Origin of the sequence: Pseudomonas sp. 2hn (assembly GCF_019646095.1) — a bacterium.
In the GTDB taxonomy this organism is placed as follows: domain Bacteria; phylum Pseudomonadota; class Gammaproteobacteria; order Pseudomonadales; family Pseudomonadaceae; genus Aquipseudomonas; species Aquipseudomonas peradeniyensis.
Window position 1 is genome coordinate 1536295 of record NZ_CP081016.1, and the last position, 24566, is coordinate 1560860.

Annotated in this window: 25 protein-coding genes; 12 read left to right on the forward strand and 13 right to left on the reverse strand. The window is 65.9% G+C overall.

All coding sequences use genetic code 11. The features are described 5' to 3' along the window. Nucleotides 1-2: 2 nt before the first annotated feature. A complete protein-coding gene (locus K2O50_RS07145; RefSeq protein ID WP_028691105.1) occupies nt 3-590 on the reverse strand; it encodes a YecA family protein in 588 nt (195 codons plus the stop codon). A gap of 244 nt (nt 591-834) precedes the next feature. On the opposite strand from K2O50_RS07145, the gene recQ reads away from it, so the two are divergent. Together recQ and K2O50_RS07155 are read left to right on the forward strand one after the other, a co-directional pair. Continuing rightward, nucleotides 835-2982, forward strand: a complete 2148-nt coding sequence (gene recQ, locus K2O50_RS07150; RefSeq protein WP_050706768.1) for a DNA helicase RecQ — start codon at nt 835-837, stop codon at nt 2980-2982. A gap of 138 nt (nt 2983-3120) precedes the next feature. Then, entirely contained in the window at nt 3121-3558 is a 438-nt protein-coding gene (locus K2O50_RS07155) for a MarR family transcriptional regulator (RefSeq protein ID WP_028691103.1), read from the forward strand. Between the two features lie 95 nt (nt 3559-3653). Here the strand turns inward: K2O50_RS07155 and K2O50_RS07160 are convergent, their stop codons facing one another. Next, nucleotides 3654-5840 carry a patatin-like phospholipase family protein gene (locus K2O50_RS07160; RefSeq protein ID WP_050706767.1) on the reverse strand — a complete coding sequence of 729 codons (2187 nt, stop codon included), beginning with the start codon at nt 5838-5840 and terminating at the stop codon, nt 3654-3656. A 66-nt stretch (nt 5841-5906) separates the two neighbouring features. Here K2O50_RS07160 and K2O50_RS07165 point away from each other — a divergent pair, with 66 nt between their 5' ends. Then, on the forward strand, nt 5907-6188 hold the full coding sequence (locus tag K2O50_RS07165) for a SelT/SelW/SelH family protein (RefSeq protein WP_050706766.1): 282 nt from the start codon (nt 5907-5909) through the stop codon (nt 6186-6188). Here the strand turns inward: K2O50_RS07165 and K2O50_RS07170 are convergent, their stop codons facing one another. Further along, complete coding sequence (locus tag K2O50_RS07170) at nt 6189-7076, reverse strand: DMT family transporter (RefSeq protein WP_050706785.1); 888 nt, start codon at nt 7074-7076, stop codon at nt 6189-6191. A 178-nt stretch (nt 7077-7254) separates the two neighbouring features. After that, the gene (locus tag K2O50_RS07175) at nt 7255-8022 is read right to left on the reverse strand and encodes an AraC family transcriptional regulator (RefSeq protein ID WP_050706765.1); all 768 of its coding nucleotides are present in this window, start codon (nt 8020-8022) and stop codon (nt 7255-7257) included. A gap of 124 nt (nt 8023-8146) precedes the next feature. Between K2O50_RS07175 and K2O50_RS07180 the strand changes: the two genes are divergently transcribed. After that, on the forward strand, nt 8147-8962 hold the full coding sequence (locus K2O50_RS07180) for a UDP-2,3-diacylglucosamine diphosphatase (RefSeq protein WP_050706764.1): 816 nt from the start codon (nt 8147-8149) through the stop codon (nt 8960-8962). A 148-nt stretch (nt 8963-9110) separates the two neighbouring features. Here the strand turns inward: K2O50_RS07180 and K2O50_RS07185 are convergent, their stop codons facing one another. Together K2O50_RS07185 and K2O50_RS07190 are read right to left on the reverse strand one after the other, a co-directional pair. Beyond that, nucleotides 9111-9695 (reverse strand): HD domain-containing protein, encoded by a 585-nt coding sequence (locus K2O50_RS07185; RefSeq protein WP_050706763.1) that lies wholly within the window; start codon nt 9693-9695, stop codon nt 9111-9113. Between the two features lie 102 nt (nt 9696-9797). Then, nucleotides 9798-10109: a DUF962 domain-containing protein gene (locus K2O50_RS07190; RefSeq protein ID WP_050706762.1), complete on the reverse strand. Its 312-nt coding sequence runs from the start codon at nt 10107-10109 to the stop codon at nt 9798-9800. 154 nt (nt 10110-10263) lie between these two features. On the opposite strand from K2O50_RS07190, the gene K2O50_RS07195 reads away from it, so the two are divergent. Further along, entirely contained in the window at nt 10264-11310 is a 1047-nt protein-coding gene (locus K2O50_RS07195; protein ID WP_050706761.1) for an AraC family transcriptional regulator, read from the forward strand. Here the strand turns inward: K2O50_RS07195 and K2O50_RS07200 are convergent. Beyond that, entirely contained in the window at nt 11267-12721 is a 1455-nt protein-coding gene (locus K2O50_RS07200) for a TrkH family potassium uptake protein (protein WP_050706760.1), read from the reverse strand. The genes K2O50_RS07195 and K2O50_RS07200 overlap by 44 nt on opposite strands. Before the next feature lie 181 nt (nt 12722-12902). On the opposite strand from K2O50_RS07200, the gene K2O50_RS07205 reads away from it, so the two are divergent. Further along, nucleotides 12903-13460: an NAD(P)H nitroreductase gene (locus K2O50_RS07205; protein WP_050706759.1), complete on the forward strand. Its 558-nt coding sequence runs from the start codon at nt 12903-12905 to the stop codon at nt 13458-13460. 102 nt (nt 13461-13562) lie between these two features. Here K2O50_RS07205 and K2O50_RS07210 read toward each other — a convergent pair whose 3' ends face one another. The 6 genes from K2O50_RS07210 to K2O50_RS07235 all read right to left on the reverse strand — a co-directional run bounded on the left by K2O50_RS07210 (nt 13563) and on the right by K2O50_RS07235 (nt 17812). Then, nucleotides 13563-14945, reverse strand: a complete 1383-nt coding sequence (locus tag K2O50_RS07210; protein WP_050706758.1) for a HAMP domain-containing sensor histidine kinase — start codon at nt 14943-14945, stop codon at nt 13563-13565. A 12-nt stretch (nt 14946-14957) separates the two neighbouring features. Beyond that, nucleotides 14958-15374: a Spy/CpxP family protein refolding chaperone gene (locus K2O50_RS07215; RefSeq protein ID WP_050706757.1), complete on the reverse strand. Its 417-nt coding sequence runs from the start codon at nt 15372-15374 to the stop codon at nt 14958-14960. Between the two features lie 299 nt (nt 15375-15673). Beyond that, on the reverse strand, nt 15674-16351 hold the full coding sequence (locus K2O50_RS07220; RefSeq protein ID WP_028691090.1) for a response regulator transcription factor: 678 nt from the start codon (nt 16349-16351) through the stop codon (nt 15674-15676). A gap of 7 nt (nt 16352-16358) precedes the next feature. After that, a complete protein-coding gene (locus K2O50_RS07225; protein WP_050706756.1) occupies nt 16359-16751 on the reverse strand; it encodes a hypothetical protein in 393 nt (130 codons plus the stop codon). Between the two features lie 163 nt (nt 16752-16914). Then, nucleotides 16915-17214: a YciI family protein gene (locus K2O50_RS07230; RefSeq protein ID WP_050706755.1), complete on the reverse strand. Its 300-nt coding sequence runs from the start codon at nt 17212-17214 to the stop codon at nt 16915-16917. A 1-nt stretch (nt 17215) separates the two neighbouring features. After that, on the reverse strand, nt 17216-17812 hold the full coding sequence (locus K2O50_RS07235) for a septation protein A (protein ID WP_050706754.1): 597 nt from the start codon (nt 17810-17812) through the stop codon (nt 17216-17218). Nucleotides 17813-17879: 67 nt separating this feature from the next. Between K2O50_RS07235 and K2O50_RS07240 the strand changes: the two genes are divergently transcribed. The 6 genes from K2O50_RS07240 to K2O50_RS07265 all read left to right on the forward strand — a co-directional run bounded on the left by K2O50_RS07240 (nt 17880) and on the right by K2O50_RS07265 (nt 24529). Then, a complete protein-coding gene (locus tag K2O50_RS07240) occupies nt 17880-18740 on the forward strand; it encodes a PHP domain-containing protein (protein WP_050706753.1) in 861 nt (286 codons plus the stop codon). 13 nt (nt 18741-18753) lie between these two features. Next, nucleotides 18754-19383, forward strand: coding sequence for an L-threonylcarbamoyladenylate synthase (locus K2O50_RS07245; protein WP_082337815.1), 630 nt, complete (start codon nt 18754-18756; stop codon nt 19381-19383). Between the two features lie 125 nt (nt 19384-19508). Beyond that, complete coding sequence (locus K2O50_RS07250) at nt 19509-20207, forward strand: ScpA family protein (RefSeq protein WP_162232980.1); 699 nt, start codon at nt 19509-19511, stop codon at nt 20205-20207. 14 nt (nt 20208-20221) lie between these two features. Then, a complete protein-coding gene (scpB, locus tag K2O50_RS07255; RefSeq protein WP_050706750.1) occupies nt 20222-20983 on the forward strand; it encodes an SMC-Scp complex subunit ScpB in 762 nt (253 codons plus the stop codon). Between the two features lie 174 nt (nt 20984-21157). Beyond that, nucleotides 21158-22222, forward strand: a complete 1065-nt coding sequence (gene rluB / locus K2O50_RS07260; RefSeq protein WP_050706749.1) for a 23S rRNA pseudouridine(2605) synthase RluB — start codon at nt 21158-21160, stop codon at nt 22220-22222. Between the two features lie 888 nt (nt 22223-23110). Next, entirely contained in the window at nt 23111-24529 is a 1419-nt protein-coding gene (locus K2O50_RS07265; protein WP_050706748.1) for an amino acid permease, read from the forward strand. Nucleotides 24530-24566: the final 37 nt, after the last annotated feature.

Here is a 24566-nt window from a genome sequence, read left to right on the forward strand (position 1 = left end):
GATCAGTGGTGGCGCGGCTTGAGCAGGGCAGGCTTCTCTTCAGGGGCGTGCAGCAGCAGGAACAGCGCGCTCAGTGCCTCGGGGATCTGCACGATCATATCGTCCTGCAGGTTGGCGTTGCCGGCGATGTCGGCGAACTCCGGCTGCTCGTCGAACAGGCCCGAGCCGACCATGATCGGCAGCAGCATTTCGCTGACTTCTTCCTCGGCGTTCTCGAACCAGGCCTCTTCACGCAGGAAGACACCCTCCATGAAGCCGATGCACCAGCCGCGCAGGTCGGAATCGTCCGGCTCGTCGGTCAGGTCCAGCTCGCAGGGCAGGTCGAATTCCTCGTCGCTGGCCAGTTGGCGGGCGATGTGCGCCTTGAGCGCGACCAGGGTGGCCTCGATCTCAGTGCGCTGGGCATCGCTGGCGTAGTGCGGTTCTTCGGCGAACAGCGCGTCGATCCATTCGCGTTCTGGAACTTCCTCGGAGCAGATCGACAGCGCGGTCAGGTAGCCGTGTGCGGCGACGTAGTCCAGCGCTTCTTCGTGCAGCTCATCGGCGTCGAGGAAGGCTTGCAGGCGGGTCAGTTGCTCGGCGAAGGACATTACAGGGCTACCTTGGGGAATAAACGATAGTGAATTCTAGCACCTTGCGGCGGCTGCGGGGCAAAGGGAACGTCTGTCACCGGGGCATGCGGCACAGCGCGGCAGTCGGGTATACTCCGCGGTTTTTCGTGCCCGGTGGCGTTTTGCGGCCATCCGGCAAAAACCGCTTACGCATTCGATGTGTGCGCGGCGCATTTATCGTCCAGCCTGAGTCCAGGATGGTACGGCGATTTTGGAGTGGCAAATGCTCGAACAGGCTCAGCGCGTCCTCAAGGATGTCTTCGGTTACGACAGTTTCCGCGGGCGCCAGGCAGCGATCATCGAATGTGTGGCAGGCGGCGGCGACGCCCTGGTGCTGATGCCCACCGGTGGCGGCAAGTCGTTGTGCTTCCAGGTGCCTGGCCTGCTGCGCCCGGGCCTGACCGTGGTGGTCTCGCCGCTGATCGCGCTGATGGACGACCAGGTCGCCACCCTCGACGAACTGGGCGTGGCCGCCGCGGCGCTGAACTCAACCCTCAGCGCCGAGCAGCAGCGCGACCTGGCCGGGCGCCTGCGCCGTGGCGAGGTGAAGATGCTCTACCTGGCCCCCGAGCGCCTGGTCCAGCCGCGCATGCTGGACTTCCTGCGCGGCCTGGACATCGCCCTGTTCGCCATCGACGAGGCCCACTGCGTGTCGCAATGGGGCCATGACTTCCGCCCCGAGTACCTGCAACTGGGCCAGCTCGCCGAGCTGTTCCCGCATGTGCCGCGCATCGCCCTGACCGCAACCGCCGACATGCGCACCCGCGAGGAGATCGTCCAGCGCCTGCACCTGCAGGGCGCCGAGCGCTTCCTGTCGAGCTTCGACCGGCCGAACATCTTCTACCGCATCGTGCCCAAGGAGTCGCCGCGCAAGCAGTTGATGGCCTTCCTCGGCGAGCGCCGCGGCAACGCCGGCATCGTCTATTGCCTGTCGCGCAAGAAGGTCGACGAGACCGCCGCCTTCCTCTGCGACCAGGGCTTCCCGGCGCTGCCTTACCACGCGGGCCTGGCCGCCGAGACCCGCGCCGCCAACCAGCACCGCTTCCTCAACGAGGAAGGGCTGATCATGGTCGCGACCATCGCCTTCGGCATGGGCATCGACAAGCCCAACGTGCGCTTCGTCGCCCACCTCGACCTGCCCAAGTCGCTCGAGGCCTATTACCAGGAGACCGGCCGCGCCGGCCGTGACGGCCTGCCCTCGGACGCCTGGATGGCCTACGGCCTGCAGGACATGGTGATGCTCAAGCAGATGCTGCAGAACTCCGAGGGCGACGAGCGCCACAAGCGCATCGAGCAGCACAAGCTCGACGCCATGCTGGCGCTGTGCGAGGAGACCCGCTGCCGCCGCCAGTCGCTATTGGCCTACTTCGACGAAGTGCTCGAGCAACCGTGCGGGCATTGCGACAACTGCGTCGACCAGGTGCAGACCTGGGACGCCACCGAGCCTGCGCGCCAGGCGCTGTCGGCGGTGTTCCGCACCGGCCAGCGCTACGGCGTCGGCCACTTGGTCGACGTGCTGCTGGGCAAGGACACCGAAAAAGTGCGCAATTTCGGCCACGAGAAGCTGTCGGTATTCGGCGTCGGCAAGGCGCTGGCCGAAGCCGAGTGGCGCTCGCTGTTCCGCCAGTTGGTGGCGCGCGGCCTGGTGGATATCGACCTGGAAGGCTACGGTGGCCTGCGTCTGTCCGACAGCTGCCGGCCGTTGCTGCGCGGCGAGGTGAATTTGCAGCTGCGCCGCGACCTCAAGCCGCAGACCGTGGCCAAGTCTTCCTCCAGCGGTGGCGGCAGCCCGGCCAGCCAGCTGGTACGGGCCGAGGAGCGCGAGCTGTGGGAAGCGCTGCGCACCCTGCGGCGCAAGCTGGCCGAGGAGCACAGCGTGCCGCCCTACGTCATCTTCCCCGACTCCACCCTGTTGGAGATGCTGCGCAGCATGCCCACCAGCCTCAGCGACATGGCTCAGGTCAGCGGTGTCGGCGCGCGCAAGCTGGAGCGCTACGGCCAGGCCTTCCTCGAAGTGCTCAACGGCGCCGGTGGCACCGAGGAGGCGCCGAAGGTGGTGCTCGACCTACGCCACGAACTGGTCAGCCTGGCCCGCGCCGGCATGACCCCGGCGCAGATCGCCGGGCAGCTGAACTGCACCGAGAAGAACGTCTACAGCCTGCTGGCCGAGGCCATCGGCCGCCAGGAACTGAGCCTGGAGCAGGCGCTGGACTTGCCGGAAGAACTGATGATGGAAGTGCAGGACGCCTTCCTCGACGGCGAGGGCGAGTTGCCGCCGGTGTCCGGCGTGGCGCCGTTGTTCGGCCAGCGGGTGCCGGAAGGCGTCCTGCATTGCGTACGGGCGGCGCTGGCGGTGGAGTTCGGCCTGTGATTGCCGGCATTTGCGCCAATTGCTGACCTTTGTCATACCCTTACATGATTATCAGCCATTTCCGAGGCGTCCAACCTTGCCTGATTGGCCGGGCCATGATTAGCTGGCTAATAATTAGTTCTATTCATTGAGTTGCTTATGCCCCTGACCGACAACCAACACCGCTTCGGCATGCAGCTGGCCCAGATGTCCCGGGGCTGGCGTGCCGAACTGGACCGCCGCCTGGCCGGGCTCAACCTGTCGCAAGCCCGTTGGCTGGTGCTGTTGCACCTGGCCAGGTTCGACGAGGCGCCGACCCAGCGTGAGCTGGCCCAGAGCGTGGGCGTCGAGGGCCCGACCCTGGCGCGTCTGCTCGACAGCCTCGAGAGCCAGGGGCTGGTGCGCCGCCAGGCGGTGATGGAAGACCGCCGGGCCAAGAAGATCCTGCTGTGCCCGCCGGCCAAGCCACTGATCGACCAGATCGAGACCATCGCCAACGCCTTGCGCCTCGAGCTGTTCACCGGCATAGACGAGGCCGACATGGAAGTGTGCATGCGCGTGCATGCGAAGATTCTCGATAATCTCGAGAAGTCCTGAACCCTTCATCAATCGCGGGGCAAGCCCGCTCCCACGAGTCTGCTCCCACAATAGGCCGCATGACTTGTGGGAGCGGGCTTGCCCCGCGATCATTTCTAGAAGGTATGCCCCAGGTTCAGGTACACCGCCTTCTCATGGGCATCGTTGGCCCCATAGCTCAGGTTCAACGGCCCCAGCGGCGTTTCCAGCCCCAGGAAGATGCTCGCCGCATTGATGTAGCCACTGTCGAACTCATTGTCGTTGTTCCACGCCCGTCCACGCTCCAGCGAGCCGCCCAGGTACAGCGGGAAATCCAGCGGCAGGTAGGCCCGTGGCGTCAGGCGGCGGTAGTAGACCATGCGCAGCAGGCTCATGTTCTGCCCGGAGATCGAATCCTGACGGAACCCAGACAGCTGCCGGGCGCCGCCGAACACGAAGCTGGAAGTGACCACTTCGGCATCGTCCAGGGTGCGCCCGTAGCGCCCGCCCAGCACCAGGGTGTTCGGCCCGCTGCTGATGGCCTTGTCCAGGTTGAACAGCCACTGCCGGTAATCCTGGTCCGAGTCCAGTGACTTGTCGTACTTGCGCACGGTCAGGCCGATGTCCTCGCCGCTGTGGGGGAAGTAGACGTTGTCGAAGGTATCGAACGAGTACTTGAGCTCGTAGAAGCCCTCGTTGAAGCTGACCTTGGGCAGGTCCTGGTCGCCGATGCGCACCTCGGCATTGCCCCAGGCCTTGCCCACGCCCAGGCGCACCTCGCCATAGGTGCCGATCTGCCGACCGACATTGAGCCCGAAGCCGTAGCGCTCCAGGCGATACTCGGCCACCGGGTCGTTGTCCAGGGTCGCCTCGACGTTCTGCGAGCCCAGGGCCAGGTAGGGGGCGATGAAGTAGCGCGAGCCCACGTCCAGCGGCTGGTAGAACTCGCTGTACAGCTCCTGCTCGTCGCCGATCTGCGCGCGGGTCAGCCATTCGCCGCCGAGCCGGTTGATGCCGTTGACCCGGTAGCTGGCGCCGAGGTTGAAGGCGCTGTCGCCGCGCAGGTCATCCGACAGGTTCAGGCCCAGGCGCAGGTAGTCGGTGCCGCCACGCCGGCCACGGGCGTTGATCACCAGGGTATGCTCGTCGCCCTTGTGCGCCACGCGGTACTGCACCTGGTCGAAGTAGTCCAGGCCGTAGAGGGTGCCCATGTCGGTCTGCAGGCGGCCGAGATCCAGCGGCTCACCGATGGGCTGGCGAATGTAGTAGCGGATCACGTCGTCGCTGACCTTGGAGTCGTTCTCCACCCGGATGGCAGTGATGATCGGCGTGCGCTGTTTCGGTGAGCGGGCCACCGCCAGGTTGCTGTCGCCCTCGGGCTGGCGCAGCGCCGCCAGGCGCGGGTCGAGGGCGCGGGTGGCGCGGTAGCCGGCGTCGATCATGTCCTGGGCGCGGCCGAAATCGGTGACGCCGAAGGCTGACAGCGGCGGCTGTACCAGGATGTCTTCGCGGCGCAGGGTGGCCAGTTGCTCCTCGGAGTTGCGCCGGGTCATCAGGGTGATCGACTGGTTGAGCACGTCCACCACCGTGGCCAGCTGCTTGCGGTTGCGCAGCGGGGTGCCGATGTCGACGACGATGGCCAGGTCCACGCCCATCTCGCGCACCACGTCCACCGGGATATTGTCGGTCATGCCGCCGTCCACCAGCAGGCGGCCGTCCAGTTCCACCGGGGCGAACACCGCCGGGATCGACATACTGGCGCGGATCACCTGGGGCAGGTGGCCGCGGCGGAAGATCACCTTCTCGCCGCTGGTGATGTCGGTGGCCACGGCGCGGAACGGAATCGGCAGCTTGTCGAAGTCGCGGATGTCGGCGGTGTGGGCCAGCTTGCTTTCCAGCAGCAGGGCCAGGTTCTGGCCCTGGATCACCCCCAGCGGCAGGCCCAGGCTGCCGTCGTCGCGAAAGCTCAGCTTCTGCTTGACCAGGAAGTCGCGGTCGTCCTGCTTGCGTCGGAACGGCACATCCTTGCGCGGCGGCGCATCGGACAACGCCTGCTGCCAGTCCAGCGTGGTGGCCAGTTTTTCCAGTTCGGCGATGCTGTAGCCCGAGGCGTACAACCCGCCGACCACCGCGCCCATGCTGGTGCCGGCGATGGCGTCGATGCGCACGCCCTGTTCCTCCAGGGCCTTGAGCACGCCAATATGGGCCAGGCCGCGGGCGGCACCGCCCGACAGCACCAGGCCGATCTTTGGTCGTGTCGCTTCGGCGGCCAGCACGGTGAAGGAGGTGAGCATCAGCAGGAGGCAGTACAGCAGGCGGCGCATCGTGAGTCTCAAACCAGAGGATAAAGACCGCTAGTATAAGCGGCCCTTCCTACGGAGTTTCCCTGCATGGCAGACAGCAAGCCACAAATCGTCATCAATTATTGCACCCAGTGCCAGTGGCTGCTGCGCGCAGCCTGGCTGGCCCAGGAGCTGCTCAGCACCTTTGCCGACGACCTCGGCCAGGTGGCGCTGGAGCCCGGTACCGGCGGGGTGTTCCGCATCACCTGCGACGGCGTGCAGATCTGGGAACGCAAGGCCGACGGCGGTTTTCCCGAGGCCAAGGTGCTCAAGCAGCGGGTGCGTGACCAGATCGATCCGCAGCGCGACCTGGGCCACAACGATCGCTGATCAGGCGCTTTCGGGCTGCGGCTGACGGGCCGGTTGCTCGGCGGCCAGGCGGCTGGACAGCACGATGGCGAAGATGATCAAGGCGCCGCCGGCGAGCATGCGCAGGGTCGGCTGTTCGGCGAACACCACCCAGGCCACGGCGATGCCGTACACCGGCTCCATGCCGAACACCACGGCGGCGGTGCGCGCCTTGATCACCGCCAGGCTGGCGACGAACAGGCTGTGGGCGACGCCGGTGCAGAAGACGCCGAGCAGGGCGATCCACAGCCAGTCCAGCGGTGCCACCGCGCCCAGGCCGGGCACGGCGAACGGCAGCAGGCACAGGCTCACCACCAGGTTCTGCCACAGCGCCGCCTGCACGGCGGGCAGGCGCCCGGAACCGGCGCGGTTGGTCAGCGACAGCAGCGAGAACAGCAGGCCCGAGAGCAGCGCCCAGAGCAGCCCGCCGGTGGCCTCGCTGGCCAGGTCGAAGGCCGGGGTGACCAGCACCAGGCCGATGCTCACCAGCAGCACCAGCAGCGCTTCGTTGCGGCGAATGCGTTCGCGGAACAGCAGGCCCTCGAGGATCACGGTGAAGGCCGGGAAGCTGGCGAAACCGAGGGTGGCGATGGCCACGCCGCCGACCTTGACCGCGATGAAGAAGCTCACCCAGTGCCCGGCCAGCAGCACGCCGCCCAGCAGCAGGCGACGCAGGTCCTGGCCGCGCAGCGGTTGCCAGGCCTGGCGCGCCAGGCTGGCGAACAGTGCCAGCGCCAGCACCGCGAACAGGGCGCGGCCGAAGACGATGATCGAGGGACTGGCGCTGGCGGCCAGCTTGCCGAAGACGCCGGTCAGGCCGAAGAACAGCGCGCCGATATGCAGGGCGCCGAGGGCGGTGCGGTGGTTCATGGTGGTCCTTTGCATTCGCAGGTTCCTGTGCCGGCCTCTTCGCGGGTAAACCCGCTCCCACAGGTTTCGCACTGACCTGTGGGAGCGGGTTTACCCGCGAAGAGGCCGGCACAGGCAGAGACGATCTTGGCGCTCAGTGTAAGAGCCTGGTCTGCCCGTGTCTGTCGCGCATCTCGCTTCAGTTGTCGCCAGACTCGCGCCGCAACGCCAGCGGCGTGCAGCCGAACGCCCGCATCACCGCCGCGCTGAAGGCGCTCTGCGAGCCATACCCCACCCGCGCCGCGACCTCACCCACCGGCAACAGTGTCTCACGCAACAGTCGCCGCGCCATCGACAACCGCCGCTGACGGATATAGTCCATCGGCGTCATGCCGCACTCGCTGGCAAACCGCGCGTGCAGTCGTGCGCTGGAGAGCCCGGCCAGGCGCGCCAGGTCGGCGACTTGCAACGGATAGGCGGCGTGCTGCTCGATATGCCGGTCGAAGGCGGCATAGGGCAAGCGCCTGCTGGCGAGTACCGGGGCACCGGCCTGCAGGTTGAGGCTGGCCAGCAACAGCACCGCGCCCTGGCGGGCAATCAATGGGTCGTCCACCGGGCTTGCCGCCAGCCAGTCGACCAACTGCTGCTGGCGGCTGTTCAGGCCCAGGGGGCCGGGGCGGTCGAGCAGGCGGCGGCTGTTGTCGGCGTGCTCGCCCAGGTGGTCGCCGAGCCAGTGCCCGCCCGGCACGTCCAGCACCAGGCAGTGGCTGCCCTCGGGGCTGCCGCAGGTGTGGTGGGCCCCGGCAGGCACCACCATCAGGTCCTGGCGACCGACCCGGCCGCCGCGGCCATCCACCTCGAAGTCCAGGCGCCCGCCCAGGCCGAACACCAGTTGCGGGTGGTCGTGGCTGTGGGCGATCAGGTCGTGGCGATAATGGCGCAGCGAAAGCAGGGGGGCGGCGGTCATGGTGAGTCCTCACGAAGCAGGTGAAGAGTGTACACCTCCGGGCGGGCGCAGGATGGTCATGTGCCTGCCACCAATCTGTCACCTGTGCCTGCCAGTCTCCAGCAAACAGCGCCGGAGCCTGCCCATGACCCACGCCGAACCTCTCCGCCCGTCACGCAAGCAGCGGGTCCGTACCCTGTGGATTTCCGATGTGCACCTGGGCACCCGGGATTGCCAGGCCGAACACCTTGCGCACTTCCTCAAGGGCTACCAGGCCGAGCGCATCTACCTGGTCGGCGATATCATCGACGGCTGGAAACTGCGCGGCGGCATCTACTGGCCCCAGGCCCACACCAACGTCATCCGTCGCCTGCTGACCCTGAGCAAGCGCGGTACCGAGGTGATCTACGTCACCGGCAACCACGACGAATTCCTGCGCCGCTACTCGAAACTGATCCTGGGCAACATCCAGCTTGTGGATGAAGCCGAGCACCTTACCGTCGACGGTCGGCGGCTGTTGGTGATCCACGGCGACCAGTTCGACGTGATCACCCGCTACCACCGGTGGCTGGCGTTTCTCGGCGACCGGGCCTACGAGTTCACCCTGGTGCTCAACCGCTGGCTCAACCACTGGCGCGCCCGTTATGGCTATGGCTACTGGTCGTTGTCGGCGTACCTCAAGCACAAGGTCAAGGGCGCGGTGAACTTCATCAGCGATTTCGAGGACGCCATTGCCCACGAGTGCACCCGGCGTGGCTTCCAGGGCGTGGTGTGCGGACATATCCACCATGCCGAGATTCGCCGGGTGGGTGAGGTGGAGTACCTCAACTGCGGCGACTGGGTGGAGTCGTGCACGGCGCTGATCGAGCATTGGGACGGGCGGATCGAACTGTACCGGTTCGCCGAGGCGCAGGCGCGCGAAGCCGCTTCGCGCCTGGCGGAACTGGGCGAACCGGCCTAGGTCGGTTTCAGCCCTGTAGGAGCGGCCTTGTGCCGCGAAAGGGGCGCGCAGCGGCCCCAGGATCTCGGGTATGTCTCAAGATCGTCGGGGCTGCTACGCAGCCCATTCGCGGCACAAGGCCGCTCCTACAGATGGCGGGTAGCTGGAATCAGGCCGAGGCCTTCAAGGCCGCCTTGTAGATCGACTGCCTGGGCTGTGCGAACAGTCGCTCCATCATCGGTTCGAAGAACGACAGCGGCAGGCTCGGGTACTCGGGGTCGAACGCCGCCGCGTCGTAGCGCGCGCAGAACTCGATGGTTCGTTGGTACTGCGGGTGATCGCTGAATTGCTCGCGCAGGTGGCGATCCATGCCCAGGTGGTGGAAGAAGTAGTAGCCCTGGAAGATCCCGTGCTTCTCGATCATCCACAGGTTCTCGGCGCTGACGAAGGGCTTGAGGATCGCCGCGGCGATATCCGGGTGGTTGTAGCTGCCGAGGGTGTCGCCGATGTCGTGCAGCAGGGCGCAGACCACGTATTCCTCGTCGCGGCCGTCACGGTAGGCGCGGGTGGCGGTCTGCAGCGAGTGGCTCAGGCGATCGATGGGAAAGCCGCCGAAGTCGCCATCGAGCAGGCGCAGGTGGGCGAGGATGCGCTGGGGCAACTGCCGGGCATAGGCGCGAAAGTCGTCGGCGATGATCGCCCAGTCCTGGGCGGTGCCGTCGCGCATGTGGCTGAAGTTCGCTTGCTTGTTCATCGCCGCGGGCCACTCGTGTCGGGGACATGCCTGGCAGTGTTGGCCAGGACGCGGGCTTTGGCAGTGGCCGGCCGGGACGCGAACCTGGCCTTGCGGGCCGATTCAGAGGCTGAGCCGGCCCAGCAGGATGTCGCGGAACATGGCGAAGTCGCCGACCAGGCTGTACCAGGGATGGGTGAAGGTGGCCGGCCGGTTCTTCTCGAAGAAGAAATGCCCGATCCAGGCGAAGCCGTAGCCGGCCAGCGGCACGGCCAGCAGCAACAGCCACTGGCCACTGCCGATGCTGTAGGCGAGCAGGGCGATCACCAGGCTGGTGCCGACGAAGTGCAGGCGGCGGCAGGTGGCGTTGCTGTGCTCGCCCAGGTAGTAGGGATAGAACTCGGCAAAACTGCGGAACTGCGCTGTGCGGGTCATGGCGGGTTTCCGGATCTGCGGGGCGTGCTTACAGGATACACGGCGTGGAGCCTGAATCGAGTCTAGAGTCACTGAGGGCAGTGGCCAGTGACAATAGGCGCCAATTGAGTATCCTTTCGGTTCACCGCAGGAGCGGTCAGCACAAGAGCCTGTCATGAGTGAGAGAACCACGTCAGCCAGCTGGGCATCAGGGATCGTCAAGGCACTCGAGCTGGAAGGGCTCGATTGTCCGGCCATGTTCAAGCAGCTCGGGCTCGACTTTTCCGCCCTCGACGACCCCGATGCGCGATTCACCCAGGATTCGATGACCCGGCTGTGGCAGTTGGCGGTCGAGTTGTCGGGCAACGAGGCTATCGGCCTGAACATGGCCCGGGTGGTGCGTCCGGCCTCGTTCCATGTGGTGGGCTATGCGCTGATGTCCAGCCGCACCCTGGCCGAGGGTTTCGAACGCCTGGTGCGCTACCAGCGGATCATCGCCGAGAGTTCGGACCTGAGCTTTCGCCGCGAGCCCGACGGCTACGCCCTGGTGCTGACCGTGCATGGCGACCACCTGCCGCCGACCCGGCACAGCGCCGAGGCGTCCCTGGCCTGCGCCCTGGCCCTGTGCACCTGGCTCAGCGGGCGGCCGATCCAGCCGCGGCGGGTGCTGATCCAGGGCGGCCAGCCGAAGAATGTCGAGCCGTACAAGGTGGCCTTCCATGCACCGCTGGTGTTTGGCGCGCCCCATGACGCGCTGGTGCTCGAGCGTGCCGACATGGAGGCGCCGCTGCCGACCGCCAACGAGGCGATGGCGGTGCTGCATGATCGCTTTGCCGGGGAATACCTGGCGCGCTTCTCGGAAAGCCGCGTGACCCACCGGGTGCGCCAGGTGCTGTGCCGCATCCTGCCCCAAGGCGAGCCCAAGCGCGAGACCGTGGCCCAGGCCCTGCACCTGTCGCAGCGCACCTTGCAACGGCGTCTGCAGGACGAAGGCACCAGCTTCCAGACCCTGCTCGACGACACCCGCCGCGAACTGGCCGAGCAGTACCTGGCGCAGCCCGGCACCACCTTGCTGGAGACCGCCTACCTGCTGGGTTTCGCCGATCCGAGCAACTTCTACCGGGCGTTCCGCCGCTGGTTCGACACCACCCCGAGCGAGTACCGCACGCGGCTGTCGGTCAGTGACGCCAGAACGCCGGCATGCACAACACCAGCACCGTGATGATCTCCAGGCGGCCCAGCAGCATGCCGCCGGAGAGGATCCACTTGGCCGCGTCCGGCAGGCTGGCGTAGTTGCCGGCCGGGCCGATCACCTCGCCCAGCCCGGGGCCTACGCCCGACACCGTGCCGGCGGCGCCGGTCAGCGCGGTCATCCAGTCCACGCCCAGCAGCGACAGCAGCAGGGCGATGATGCAGATAGTGATGGCGAAGAAGAACGAGAAGGTCAGGATCGAGCGCACGATCTCTTCGTCGAGGCGATGGCCGTTGTACTTCTGCTTGATCACTGCCCGTGGGTGGATCAGCTGGTTGAGGTTGGCCTTGAGCAGGATGTAGGCGACCTGGAAGCGGAAGATCTTGATGCCGCCGGCGGTGGAGCCCGAGCAGCCGCCGACGAAGCCCAGGTAGAAGAACAGCATCAGCGAGAAGTTGCCCCACATGCTGTAGTCGCCCAGGGCGAAACCGGTGGTGGTGACCACCGAGGTGACGTTCAGCGCCACGTGGCGCAGGGCGTCGAGCCAATGCAGGTCGGTGGTGGCCCAGTACCAGGTGCCGAGCACCAGCCAGGTGGCCAGCAGCATGGCCAGCAGGCCCTGCACCTGCTGGTCCTTGATCAATGCCTTGCGGTGGCCGCGCAAGGTGGCCACGTAAAGGGTGAACGGCAGGCTGCCGAGAATCATCACCACCACCGCGACCCAGTGCACCGCGGGGATGTCCCACTTGGCCAGGGACTGGTCGGAAGTGGAGAACCCGCCGGTGGAGATCGCCGACATGGCGTGGTTGATCGCGTCGAACGGGCTCATGCCCGCCCACCAGAACGCCAGGCTGCCAAGCACGGTGATGCCGACATACACCGCGACGATCGACTTGGCGACCATGTGCGAGCGCGGCATGACCTTCTCCGAGCGGTCCGAGGACTCGGTCTGGAACAGGCGCATGCCGCCGATGCGCAGCAGCGGCAGGATTGCCACCGCCATGCCGATGAAGCCGATGCCGCCCAGCCAGTGCAGCATCGAGCGCCACATCAGGATGCCCGGCGACATGTTGTCCAGGCCGCTGAGCACGGTGGCGCCGGTGGCGGTGATGCCGGACATGCTTTCGAAGAAGGCGTCGGTGTAGCTGATGTGCTGCGTCAGCAGGAACGGCAGGGCGGCGAACACGCAGACCACCAGCCAGCTGCTGACGGTCAGCAGGTACATGTCGCGGGGGCGCAGGTGCACGTGCTCGGGGCGGCCGGGGATGACCAGGCCGAGCCCGGCGAGGAACGTGATCAGGCTCGACCAGAGGAACGAGGGCATGTCGCCGGTGCGCTCGAAGACCACCAGGGTCGCCATGGGCACCACCATGCTCACTGCCAGGGTGATCAGGAAGATGCCGATGATGAAACCAATGATCCTTAAGGTCGGCAACGCCATGTGATCTGCTCTGACTCGCTACGGAAAGGGCGCCATTCTACCTGTGGGGGAGGTGATGTAAACGTACGATTGAGCGTGTCGTGGAAGCGCTGCTGGTCCTGCGACAGGGCAATCCCGCTCCCACGAGGGCGGCGCTATGGTGCAGAATGGCCGCACTTTCAATCTGCCAGGAGGGTAGCCCATGGAGGCTCTCGACGCATTGCTCAACCGTGTTTCCGTGCCACGCCTGACTGAACCGGCGCCCAATGCCGCCCAGCGCGAGGCACTGTTCCAGGCCGCGTTGCGCGCGCCGGACCATGGCCAGCTGCGCCCCTGGCGCTTCCTGACCATCGAGGGGCAGGGCCGCGAGAAGCTCGGCGAGCTGTTCGCCGAGGCGGTGCAGGCCAAGGGCGATGCCACTCCGGCCGCGCTGGACAAGGCCAGGGCGATGCCGCTGCGGGCGCCGCTGCTGATCGTGGTGATCGCTCGGCTGCAGGATCATTTCAAGGTGCCGAAGATCGAGCAGCGCCTGGCCGCTGGCTGCGCCGCCCACGGCATCCTCATCGCCGCCCATGCCCAGGGCATCGGCGCGGTGTGGCGTACCGGTGACATGGCCTTCGATGCCCATGTGCACGAGGGCCTGGGCCTGGAGGCGAATGAAGAGGTGATTGGCTACCTGTATGTCGGCACGCCGATGGGCGAGCCGCGCACGGCGCCGGTCCTGGAGACGGCCCAGTACGTCAGCGCCTGGGGTAACTGAAGCATCAGGTCATCGCGGGGCAAGCCCGCTCCCACGCAAGCTCGCCCCACGGGAATGCGTGGGAGCGGGCTTGCCCCGCGATGGGTTCATCACCACTGTCAGCTATTCATGCGCCAAGGGCAGCTCCAGCGTCGCCACGAACCCACCCTGCGGATGATTCCCCAGCACCAGGCTACCGCCATGCCGCTCCGCCGCCTTGCGCGCAATCGCCAGCCCCAGGCCATGCCCCGGCGCCTCCTGCCCCGGCGCCCGGAAGAACGGCTCGCCCAGCTGCGCCAGGTGCTCGGCCGCCACCCCCGGTCCATGATCGCGCACGCTCAGCACGATGCGATCCTGTTCGCGGCGGGCATGCACCTCGATCGGCTGCCCGGCCGGATTGAAGCGCAGGGCATTGCGCAACAAATTGTCCACTGCCCGTTCGATCAAGGTTGGCCAGCCGTGCAAGGTCAGGCCTGCCTGCGCCTCCAGTCGCACGTCCTGTTCCGGCGCTGACAGCTGGGCGTCCTTGCGCACGCCGCCCAGCAAGGCATTGAGGTCCACGGGTTCGGCATGGGCCTGGTCGGCATCGACCCGGGCCAGTACCAGGATCTCGCTGATCAGGTCTTCCAGGCGATCGCACTCGCGGGTCAGGCGCGGCCAGAGGGCCTGGCGCTGCTCCGGCTCGGCGCGCTCGGCCAGGGCCAGGGCGATGCGCAGCCGCGCCAGCGGCGAGCGCAGTTCGTGGGACACATCGCGCAGCAGCTGGCGCTGGCTGCCGATCAGGCTCTGCAGGCGCGCGCCCATCTTGTTGAAGTCGTTGGCCAGCACGCCGAACTCGTCGCGGCGCACCGCCAGCCGTGCCAGGCTGTTCTGCTGGTAGCTGGTCTGCCCCAGGTCGTGCACCGCGCCGCGCAGGCGGCTGAGCGGGCGGGTGATCGACAGGGTCACCAGCAGGCTGAACAGAGTCAGTACCACCAGGGCGATCCCCAGGGCGCTGAGCGGCCAGATCAGGCTCTCGCGGTGCCAGGCGGCCAGTTCGGGGTGGGGAATGCGGTAGATCAGCAGGTAGGTCTCGCCGCTGGTGGGGCTGGTGTATTCCTCGGTCAGGCGGCGCCAGGGCAGGCGGCGCTCGTCGTTGTGCTGGCGCGCCTCGAAGGCTGCGGCGCGGCGCGGGAAGGTGCCGGGCACCACGGCATCGCCGCTGTCGTCGAGCACCTGCACGTCGATCTTGTAGCGCTGCTTGCGTCGCTCCAGGAAGCGCTGCGACGATTCCAGGCCGTCCTGTTCATAGTGCTGGGCCCAGTGACTGGCCAGGTTGTTCAGGCCCGGATGGCGGCTGAGGATCCAGGTGTCCTGGTTGAGCATGTGCCCGAGCAGGATCGACAGCCCGGCGACCAGGGCGATGGCCAGCCAGAAGCTGGCCAGGATGCGCCAGAACAGTGAACGCAAGAAGAGCACCTCCGAGAAAGGGCGAAAGCCCGGCCCGCGGGGGCGCGGGCCGGGCATCGGGCTGACAGCTTACTGGGCCTTGCCGGCTTTTTCAGCCTTCCAGGCCTGGAACTCCTTCCATTCGGCCTTGCGCGCGGCGCGTTCCTTCTGCAGTTCGTCGAACTTCTTCTGCTGCTCGGGCTTGAGCAGGGCGCGGATCTGGCCGTCGGTCTTGTCGTGGCTGGCCTTGAGTTCGTCCTTCATGGCTTTCTGCTCGGCGACCGGCAGCTTGGCCATGTAGCGCTCGGTGATGTCGCGGCGCTGCTGCATCTGCTCGCCCATCAGCTTGCCGATCTGCTGGCGCTGGTCGCGGCTCAGGTCCAGCTGGGCGAAAGGCGCGTCACCGCGATGATGCGGGCCGTCGTGGCGCGGACCGCCGTCAGGCATGGCCATGGCCACGGTCGGCAGGGCGGCGGCGAACATCAGGGCGATCAGGGTCTTGCGCATGGTGTCTCTCCTTTCAGGGGCCGGTGGTTACCGGATGAGCCCAGTCTAGGGAGATCAAGGTCAAGGGCGGTCAGGCCAGGGTAAAGGGAGGGTAAAGATGCCGGTAGCCGTCGTGCGAACCCTGTAGGAGCAACTGTCTTGCTAAGATCTTTCAACTGGCGTGATCTCTGTAGGAGCGGCCTTGTGCCGCGAAAGGGCTGCGCAGCAGCCCCGGGATTTCAGCGTTTTTGCAAAGATCGCCGGGGCCGCTTTGCGGCCCTTTCGCGGCACAAGGCCGCTCCTACAGGGGGTAGTCGCTGTCAGAGGCTGTAGTAGTAGCCGCGGCTGCGCAGGGCGACGATGCGCGGCCGTCCGTCCGGGTGCGGGCCGATCTTCTTGCGCAGGTTGCTGACGTGCATGTCCAGGCTGCGGTCATAGAGCGTGAGCTTGCGACCCAGGCCGATCTGCGCCAGTTCCTGCTTGTCCAGCGGCTCGCCGGGCTGGCGCAGCAGCGCCTCGAGGATGCGGCTCTCGGACAGCGTGAGGGTCATCTCGCGCTCGTCGATGCTGACCACGCCGCGCACCGGGCTGAAGGTCAGGTCGCCGATCTCGACCTGGCTGCTGGGCGCGCTGGGGTGGCTGCGACGCAAGACGGCGCGCAGGCGGGCGGTGAGCTCGCGGGGGTCGCAGGGCTTGGCCAGGTAGTCGTCGGCGCCCAGCTCCAGGCCAAGGATGCGGTCCAGCGGCTCGCCACGGGCCGAGAGCATCAGCACCGGCAGGTCGGTGTGCTCGCTGCGCAACTGTTTGAGCAGTTCCAGGCCGCTGCCGTCGGGCAGCATGACATCCAGCACCACCGCCGCCGGGGCGTGGGTGGCCAAGGCCTGGCGCGCACTCTGGCCATCGTGGCAGGCGCGCACCGCAAACCCTTCCTGGGTCAGCCAGCTGCCGAGCAGCTCGCACAGTTCCTGGTCATCATCAATCAGTAACAGCTCGCTCATGTCTCACTCAATTCAACCATTGCCGGCGTCTTCTGTGTCCGCCGCTGGCTAAGATACCGCAGACTGCCGACAACAGTGCAACGACCGAGCCGATCAGGAACCACTGCTGCTGGTCGGTGAGCAGGCGCTGGGGTGCGCTGCTGGCGGCCTGCAGCTCCTTGACCGCCAGCTTCAGGCGCTGGTTGTCCTGGCGCAGGCGCGAGAGCTGGGCGCTTTCGCGCTCACTGTCCTGGTTCTGCAGTTGCAGGGTCAGCGCGTCGCGCTGTTTCTCACTCTCTTCCAGGCGCTGCTGCAGCTCGGTAATCCGCGCCCCGGCTTCCAGCGACAGCGGCTGCTCGGCTGCGGCGAAAGGGGACAGCAGTAACAGGCAAAGCAGCAGGGACATCGGACCTTGACGCATTGGAACTCCTGATTCGTATCGATTCAGGAGGTTGTCGGCCGGTTGTCGGATTAGATGAGGCGGGTATCGAGTTGGCCTCATTCGCGGGTAAACCCGCTCCCACAGAGGCGTGCGGCGCCTGTGGGAGCGGGTTTACCCGCGAAAAAGGCGATGCGGTTTCGGATCAGGGCAGGACTTGCTTGAACGGCTTGACCACGACCTTTTCGTAGACGCCCGCGGCGATGTACGGGTCGGCGTCGGCCCAGGCCTGGGCGGCGGCCAGCGAATCGAACTCGGCGACGATCAGGCTGCCGCTGAAACCGGCAGCGCCCGGGTCGTTGCTGTCGATGGCCGGATGCGGGCCGGCGAGCACCACACGGCCTTCTGCCTTGAGCTGCTGCAGGCGCTCGATATGGGCGGGGCGGGCGGCCAGGCGTTTTTCCAGGGAGTTTTCGACGTCGCTGGCGATGATGGCGTAGAGCATGTCAGTCCTTGGGTTTGGAGGTGGAAGGGTCGGCATCGTGCAGGTGGCGCGACAGGTAGACACCCTGGGCCACCAGGAACAGCACGGTCATGCCCAGGCTGCCGAAGACCTTGAAGTCGACCCAGATGTCCTGGAAGGTGAAGGCGACGAACAGGTTGGCGGCGCCGCACACCAGGAAGAAGCCGATCCACGCCAGGTTCAGGCGGGTCCAGACTGTTTCAGGGAGTGTCAGGGCGTGGCCCATGATGCGTTTGATCAGCACCCGGTCACCGATGAAGTGGCTGCCGGCGAAGGCCAGGGCGAACAGCCAGTTGACCACCGGCGCCTTCCACTTGAGGAAGGTCTCGCTGTGGAAGGCCAGGGTCAGGCCGCCGAACACCAGGCAGGCGACCAGGGTCAGCAACTGGCCCTTTTCCAGCTTGCCGTGGCGCAGGAACAGCGCGCCGTAGACCACCACGGAGCTGGCGATCAGCATGGCGGTGGCGCTGTAGATCCCGCCGAACTCGAAGCTTTGGCCGGCGAATTCGACCGGGCGCGGGTCCAGTTTGTAGACGATGAAGAACAGCAGCAGCGGGATGAAATCGATGAATTGTTTCACAGTGGCAGCCAGAAGCGGGATGTGACGGCATAATAACAAACATCGAATCCTGCGAAAGCGCTCCTCCATGAATGTTGATCTGCACTGTCACAGCACGGCCTCCGACGGCGCCCTGTCGCCCACGGCACTGGTCGCCCGGGCCCATGAGCACGGGGTGCGGACGCTGTCGCTCACCGACCACGACACCCTCGAAGGCCTGCCCGAGGCCCGCCAGGCCTGCCTGGACAACGGCATGCAGTGGGTCAGCGGGGTAGAGTTGTCGTGCACCTGGGGCGGCGCCACCATCCATGTGCTGGGTTACGATTTTTCGCTCGATGCCCCGCCCTTGCTCGAGGCCATCGACAACCTGCACCGAGGCCGCTGGCTGCGCGCCGAGGAAATCGACCGCAAGCTGGCGGCCAAGGGCATGCCGGGCGCGCTCGACGGCGCGCGGGCCGTGCAGCAGGAATTGGGTGACAGCGGCAACGCCCCGGCGCGCCCGCACTTCGCCGAATTCCTGGTGCGCGCAGGCTTCGTCAAGGACCGTGGCGAGGCCTTTCGCAAGTGGCTGGGCGCCGGCAAGTTGGGAGACGTCAAGCTGCACTGGCCGACGCTGGAGGAAACCGTCGCCACGTTGCGCGAGTCCAATGCCTGGGTGAGCCTGGCTCATCCCATGCACTACGAACTGACCCGCAGCAAGCGCAGACGGCTGATTGCCGACTATATTCAGGCAGGGGGGCAGGCACTGGAAGTGGTCAATGGGATGATGCCGCCCGAGCAGGTGGGGACAATGTCGATCCTCACTCGTGAGTTCGGCTTGCTGGCAAGCGCCGGCAGTGACTTCCACGGCCCTGGCACCTGGGGCGAGATCGGTGCTTACCGGCCATTGCCTGAGGACCTGCCACCTCTGTGGCGTCGATTCCGACATGAACAGTCTATGGCGGTATGAACAGGACGACTACGTGAGCCAATTTTTCCAGATCCATGCGGAAAACCCGCAGGCGCGCCTGATCAAGCAGGCGGTCGAGATCATCCGCAAGGGCGGGGTGGTGGTCTACCCGACCGACTCGGCCTATGCGATGGGCTGCCAGATCGGCGACAAGGGCGCCATCGAGCGGGTGCGTCGGCTGCGCCAGCTGGACAAGAACCACAACTTCACCCTGCTGTGCTGCGACTTGTCCGAGATGGGTACCTTCGCCAAGATCGACACGGCGACGTTCCGCCTGCTCAAGGCGCACATTCCAGGCCCCTACACCTTCATCCTCAACGCCACCCGTGAAGTGCCGCGCCTGCTGTTGCACGACAAGCGCCGCACCATCGGCCTGCGCGTGCCGTCCAACCCCATTGTCCTGGCCCTGCTCGAAGAGCTTGGCGAGCCGCTGATGAGCGTCAGCCTCATCCTGCCGGGCGACGATGAGCCGATGACCGATCCCTACGAGATCCGCCAGCGTCTGGAGCACCACGTCGACCTGATCATCGACGGCGGCTTTGGTGATTTGAAGGCTTCGACTGTCATCGACCTGTCCGGTGACGAGCCGGAGCTGATTCGCGAAGGGTGCGGGGATCCGACGCCGTTCCTGGTCAACGCATGAGCCAGATGGAAGCGCCCGAGGCGCCGGCCGAGGAGGCCGATGCCCCCCAGCAGTTGCAGCTGGCCCTGGTCTACGGGGAGGTGCTGACCGAACTGCCGGTAGACCTGTACATCCCGCCGGACGCGCTGGAAGTGATCCTCGAGGCCTTTGAAGGCCCGCTGGACCTGCTGCTGTACCTGATCCGCAAGCAGAACATCGATATCCTCGACATCCCGGTGGCCGAGATCACCCGCCAGTACATGGGCTATGTCGAGTTGATGAAGAGCGTGCGCCTGGAGCTGGCCGCCGAATACCTGGTGATGGCCGCCATGCTCGCCGAGATCAAGTCGCGCATGCTGCTGCCGCGCTCCAGCGAGATCGAGGAAGAGGAGGGCGACCCGCGCGCCGAACTGATCCGCCGCCTGCAGGAGTACGAGCGCTTCAAGGCCGCCGCCGAGGGCATCGACGAGCTGCCGCGGGTTGGTCGCGACGTCGTCGTGCCTCGCCTCGAGGCCCCTCAGGCCAAGGTGCGCAAGCTGCTACCGGAGGTCGCTCTCGAGGAGATCCTGCTGTCCATGGCCGAGGTCATGCGCCGCAATGACCTGTTCGAGAGCCACCAGATCACCCGTGAGGTGCTGTCGACCCGCGAGCGCATGAGCGACGTGCTCGAACGCCTCAAGGGCGGGGTCTTCGTGCCGTTCGTCGAGCTGTTAACCGCCGAGGAGGGCAAGCTCGGCGTGGTGGTCACCTTCATGGCGATTCTCGAACTGGTGAAGGAATCGCTGATCGAACTCGTGCAAAATGAGCCTTTCGCCCCGATCCACGTCCGTGCCCGGGCAGAGTGACCTGACGACTACCGATGAACCTGAACGAACCCCGCGAACTGGCGTCGCTGATCGAGGCCTTCCTGCTCGCCTCGGGCAAGCCGCAATCCCTCGAGCGCCTCTACGAGCTGTTCGAGGAGGCCGAGCGCCCGGCCCCCGCCGTTTTCAAGAAGGCCCTGGACATACTGGGCAAGTCCTGCAACGGTCGCGCCTTCGAGCTCAAGGAAGTGGCCAGCGGCTACCGCCTGCAGATCCGCGAAGACTATGCACCCTGGGTCGGCCGCCTGTGGGAGGAGCGCCCGCAGCGTTACTCCCGCGCGCTGCTGGAAACCATGGCGCTGATCGCCTACCGTCAGCCCATCACCCGTGGCGAGATCGAGGATGTGCGCGGCGTGGCGGTCAACAGCAACATCATCAAGACCCTGATGGAGCGCGAGTGGATTCGCATCGTCGGCTACCGCGAGGTGCCTGGCCGGCCGGCGATGTTCGCCACCACCAAGGCGTTCCTCGATCACTTCAACCTCAAGAGCCTCGACGAGCTGCCGGCATTGGCCGAGTTGCGCGAGATGGAGCCTGAGCCGCTGCTCGATCCGGACGAGGCGCCGGTGCCCGCTCACCTGCAGGCCCTGGCCGATGCCAGCCTGGGCGAGGAGGGTGAAGAGGTGGAGCCCAAGGAGGAGACCAGTTTCCGTTCGCTGCTGGTTGAGCTGGATGCGATGGAAGAGGGGCTCAAGACCGATTTCGATGATTTGCGCGATGAGGCGTCCATCGAGCCCGAGGATGAACCAAAGGCCTGACTGCCGGCTTTGTGGGAGCGGGCCTGCCCCGCGATCAGGCCGGCACCGTCAATACCTACCTTTGGGCAGAATCTGCAGGGCGATCACCAAAAACCTTCTACCCTCCAGTGCGTTCCCCCGCCGAACCGCGTATGATGCGCGCCCGCTTTCACTACTACACCGGGAGGTGCCCAGATGAGTGACAAAGACCTGCAAGACCAACAACCCACCCCGCCGTCCGGCGAAAAGCTGCAGAAAGTACTGGCGCGCATCGGCGTCGGCTCGCGCCGTGACGTCGAGGCCTGGATCGGCCAGGGCCGTATCAAGGTCAACGGCGTCGAGGCCACCCTGGGCCTGCGCGTCGACCTGCACGACGCCATCACCGTCGACGGCAAGCTGATCAAGCGTGTCGAGGCCGCCGAGGCGACCCGCCGTGTGATCATGTACAACAAGCCCGACGGCGAGATCTGCACCCGTGACGACCCGGAAGGCCGCCCGACCGTGTTCGACCGTCTGCCGCGCCCGAAAGAGGGCCGCTGGATCAACATCGGTCGCCTGGACATCAACACCACTGGCCTGCTGCTGTTCACTACCGATGGTGAGCTGGCCAACCGCCTGATGCACCCGTCCTATGAAATGGACCGCGAGTACGCCGTGCGTGTGCGCGGCGAGGTCGATGACGACATGGTCGACCGCCTCAAGGCCGGTGTGGTGCTCGAGGACGGCCCGGCCAAGTTCACCGACATCCAGAAGGCACCGGGCGGCGAAGGCTTCAACCACTGGTACCACTGCGTGGTGATGGAAGGCCGCAACCGTGAGGTGCGCCGCCTGTGGGAATCCCAGGGCGTGGTGGTCAGCCGCCTGAAGCGTGTGCGTTTCGGCCCGGTGTTCCTCAACTCCGACCTGCCGATGGGCCGCTGGCGCGAAATGAGCCAGGGCGAGATCGACATCCTCGCCGCTGAAGTCGGCCTGCAGCCGGTGGCGCTGCCGGAGATGAAGCTCAAGGCCAAGGACAAGCTCGAGCGTCTGCAGCGCAAGTCGACCCGTCCGCTGGGCCGTGGCGAGCGTGTGCGCACCCTGCGCCCGGCCGCCGAAGGGCAGGCCGAGCGCCCGGCGCGCGCGTCGCGTGAAGAGTCTGCACCGCGCAAAAGTGGTCGTGGCAGCACGGTGGCCGAGCGCCCGAGCGAGATGCGCAAGCGTCCTGCCCGTCCTGAAGGCGACAAGCCAGCAGGTCGTGGCCGCGGCAAGCCGCGTGGCTGATTCGCCCCGGTAGCGAAAGAGCCAGCCTTCGGGCTAGTGCCAGTCAGTTAGCGCTTCATCGCACTTATTGGGGCTGCTTTGCAGCCCTTCGCGGGTAAACCCGCTCCCACAGGATCGCGCAAACGCTGAATCGAGCGCCGTACCTGTGGGAGCGGTTTTACCCGCGAAGGGTCGCGCAGCGACCCCAATTGGCTTAACTGACTGGCATTAGCCTTCGGGGTGGCTTTTTTGTGCCTGTGAAAAGGAAGACCCTCGATACGCAGCCCTGTGTAGGAGCGGGCTTGCCCCGCGATGGGCCGCAAAGCGGCCCCAAGTGCCTGAACAGACAGAAATTTTCCCGACCAGTGGCAAATTTTCAAACCACCTTGTAAAGAAAATTATACGATTCTTGGCCTTTTCCCCGGCTTGCCTGTACTTTCCCGCTCTTCGTCACAAAATCTTTCCAAGACTTGCGCGCCAGAGCCTCCCCATCACCCTTCACCCCCTTCCCAAACCCCCGCCCAAACGCTGAGATAGCGCCATTGCCGTGTGCAGAGCCAGGCAGGATCGCCAGGCACTTAAAACAACAAAATGGAGGCGCCATGCACGCCGATCACTCCGCCTTTTCAGGCCTTCACCCCAGGACCGCTGCGTTTTTTCCACAGGAAACGATGCAACGCGTTGACGCCTGCGCGTTTGCAGGGGTATACAATGCGCCGCGTTTTACCTGTGACCCCCTTGCGTACCGCGCACGCTTGCTGACACCCGGTTGATCCGCCCCTGGCCACCAAGGCCACGAGCGACTGCCCGTCATAAGTATCCAAGGTAACTACCTTGCCCATTCCGCTGCGCCACGAGTGCGGTGGGTCCGATTCCGTCACAGATAAAAACAAGCAGGTGACTTCGTTCATGAGTGGACATAACTCACAGTCTGGCGAACTCAAGCGTGGCTTGAAGAACCGCCATATCCAACTGATCGCCCTGGGTGGCGCGATCGGCACCGGATTGTTCCTTGGCTCGGCCGGCGTGATGAAGTCCGCCGGTCCGTCGATGATCCTCGGCTATGCGATCTGCGGCTTCATCGCCTTCATGATCATGCGCCAGCTCGGCGAGATGATCGTCGAAGAGCCGGTGGCCGGCTCCTTCAGCCATTTCGCGCACAAGTACTGGGGCGGTTTCGCCGGCTTCCTGTCGGGCTGGAACTGCTGGGTGCTGTACATCCTGGTGGGTATGTCGGAGCTGTCGGCGGTGGGCAAGTACGTCCATTACTGGTGGCCGGAGATCCCGACCTGGGTCACCGCGGCGGCGTTCTTCCTGCTGATCAACGCCATCAACCTGATGAACGTGAAGTTCTTCGGCGAGGCCGAGTTCTGGTTCGCGATCATCAAGGTCGCCGCCATCGTCGGCATGATCGGCCTGGGTGCCTACCTGCTGACCAGCGGCAGTGGCGGCCCGGAAGCGTCGGTGACCAACCTGTGGGCCCATGGCGGCTTCTTCCCGCATGGCGTCAGCGGCCTGGTCATGGCCTTGGCCTTCATCATGTTCTCCTTCGGTGGCCTGGAAATGCTCGGCTTCACCGCGGCCGAGGCCGACAAACCGAAGACCGTGATCCCCAAGGCGATCAACCAGGTCATCTACCGCATCCTGATCTTCTACGTGGGCGCCCTGGTGGTGCTGCTGTCGCTGACCCCGTGGGACAGCCTGGTGGCCAGCATCGACGCTTCCGGCGGCAGCTACGGCAGCAGCCCGTTCGTCCAGGTCTTCTCGCTGCTGGGTAGCGACGTGGCCGCGCACCTGCTGAACTTCGTGGTCCTGACCGCGGCGCTGTCGGTGTACAACAGCGGTACCTACTGCAACGCCCGCATGCTCCTGGGCATGGCCGAGCAGGGCGATGCCCCGGCGGCGCTGGCCAAGGTCGACCGTCGCGGCGTGCCGGTACGCTCGATCCTGGCATCGGCGGCCGTGACCCTGATCGCGGTGCTGCTCAACTACCTGATGCCGCAGAACGCCCTGGAACTGCTGATGTCGCTGGTGGTGGCGACCCTGGTGATCAACTGGGCGATGATCAGCTACTCGCACCTGAAGTTCCGCCAGCACCTCGACCGCACCGGTCAGAAGCCGCTGTTCAAGGCGCTGTGGTACCCGTACGGCAACTACCTGGTGCTGGCCTTCGTGGTGCTGATCCTCGGCATCATGCTGCAGATCCCGGGCATCCAGGTGTCGGTGTACGCCATGCCGGTATGGTTGGTGGTGATGTATGTGTTCTACGTGCTCAAGAGCAAGCGTGGGGCGCAGGTCAACGGCGCTGCCGGTAGCGTGGTCAAGTAAGCGCCGAGGCGCTTCGAGAAAACCCGATGCCGGGTGA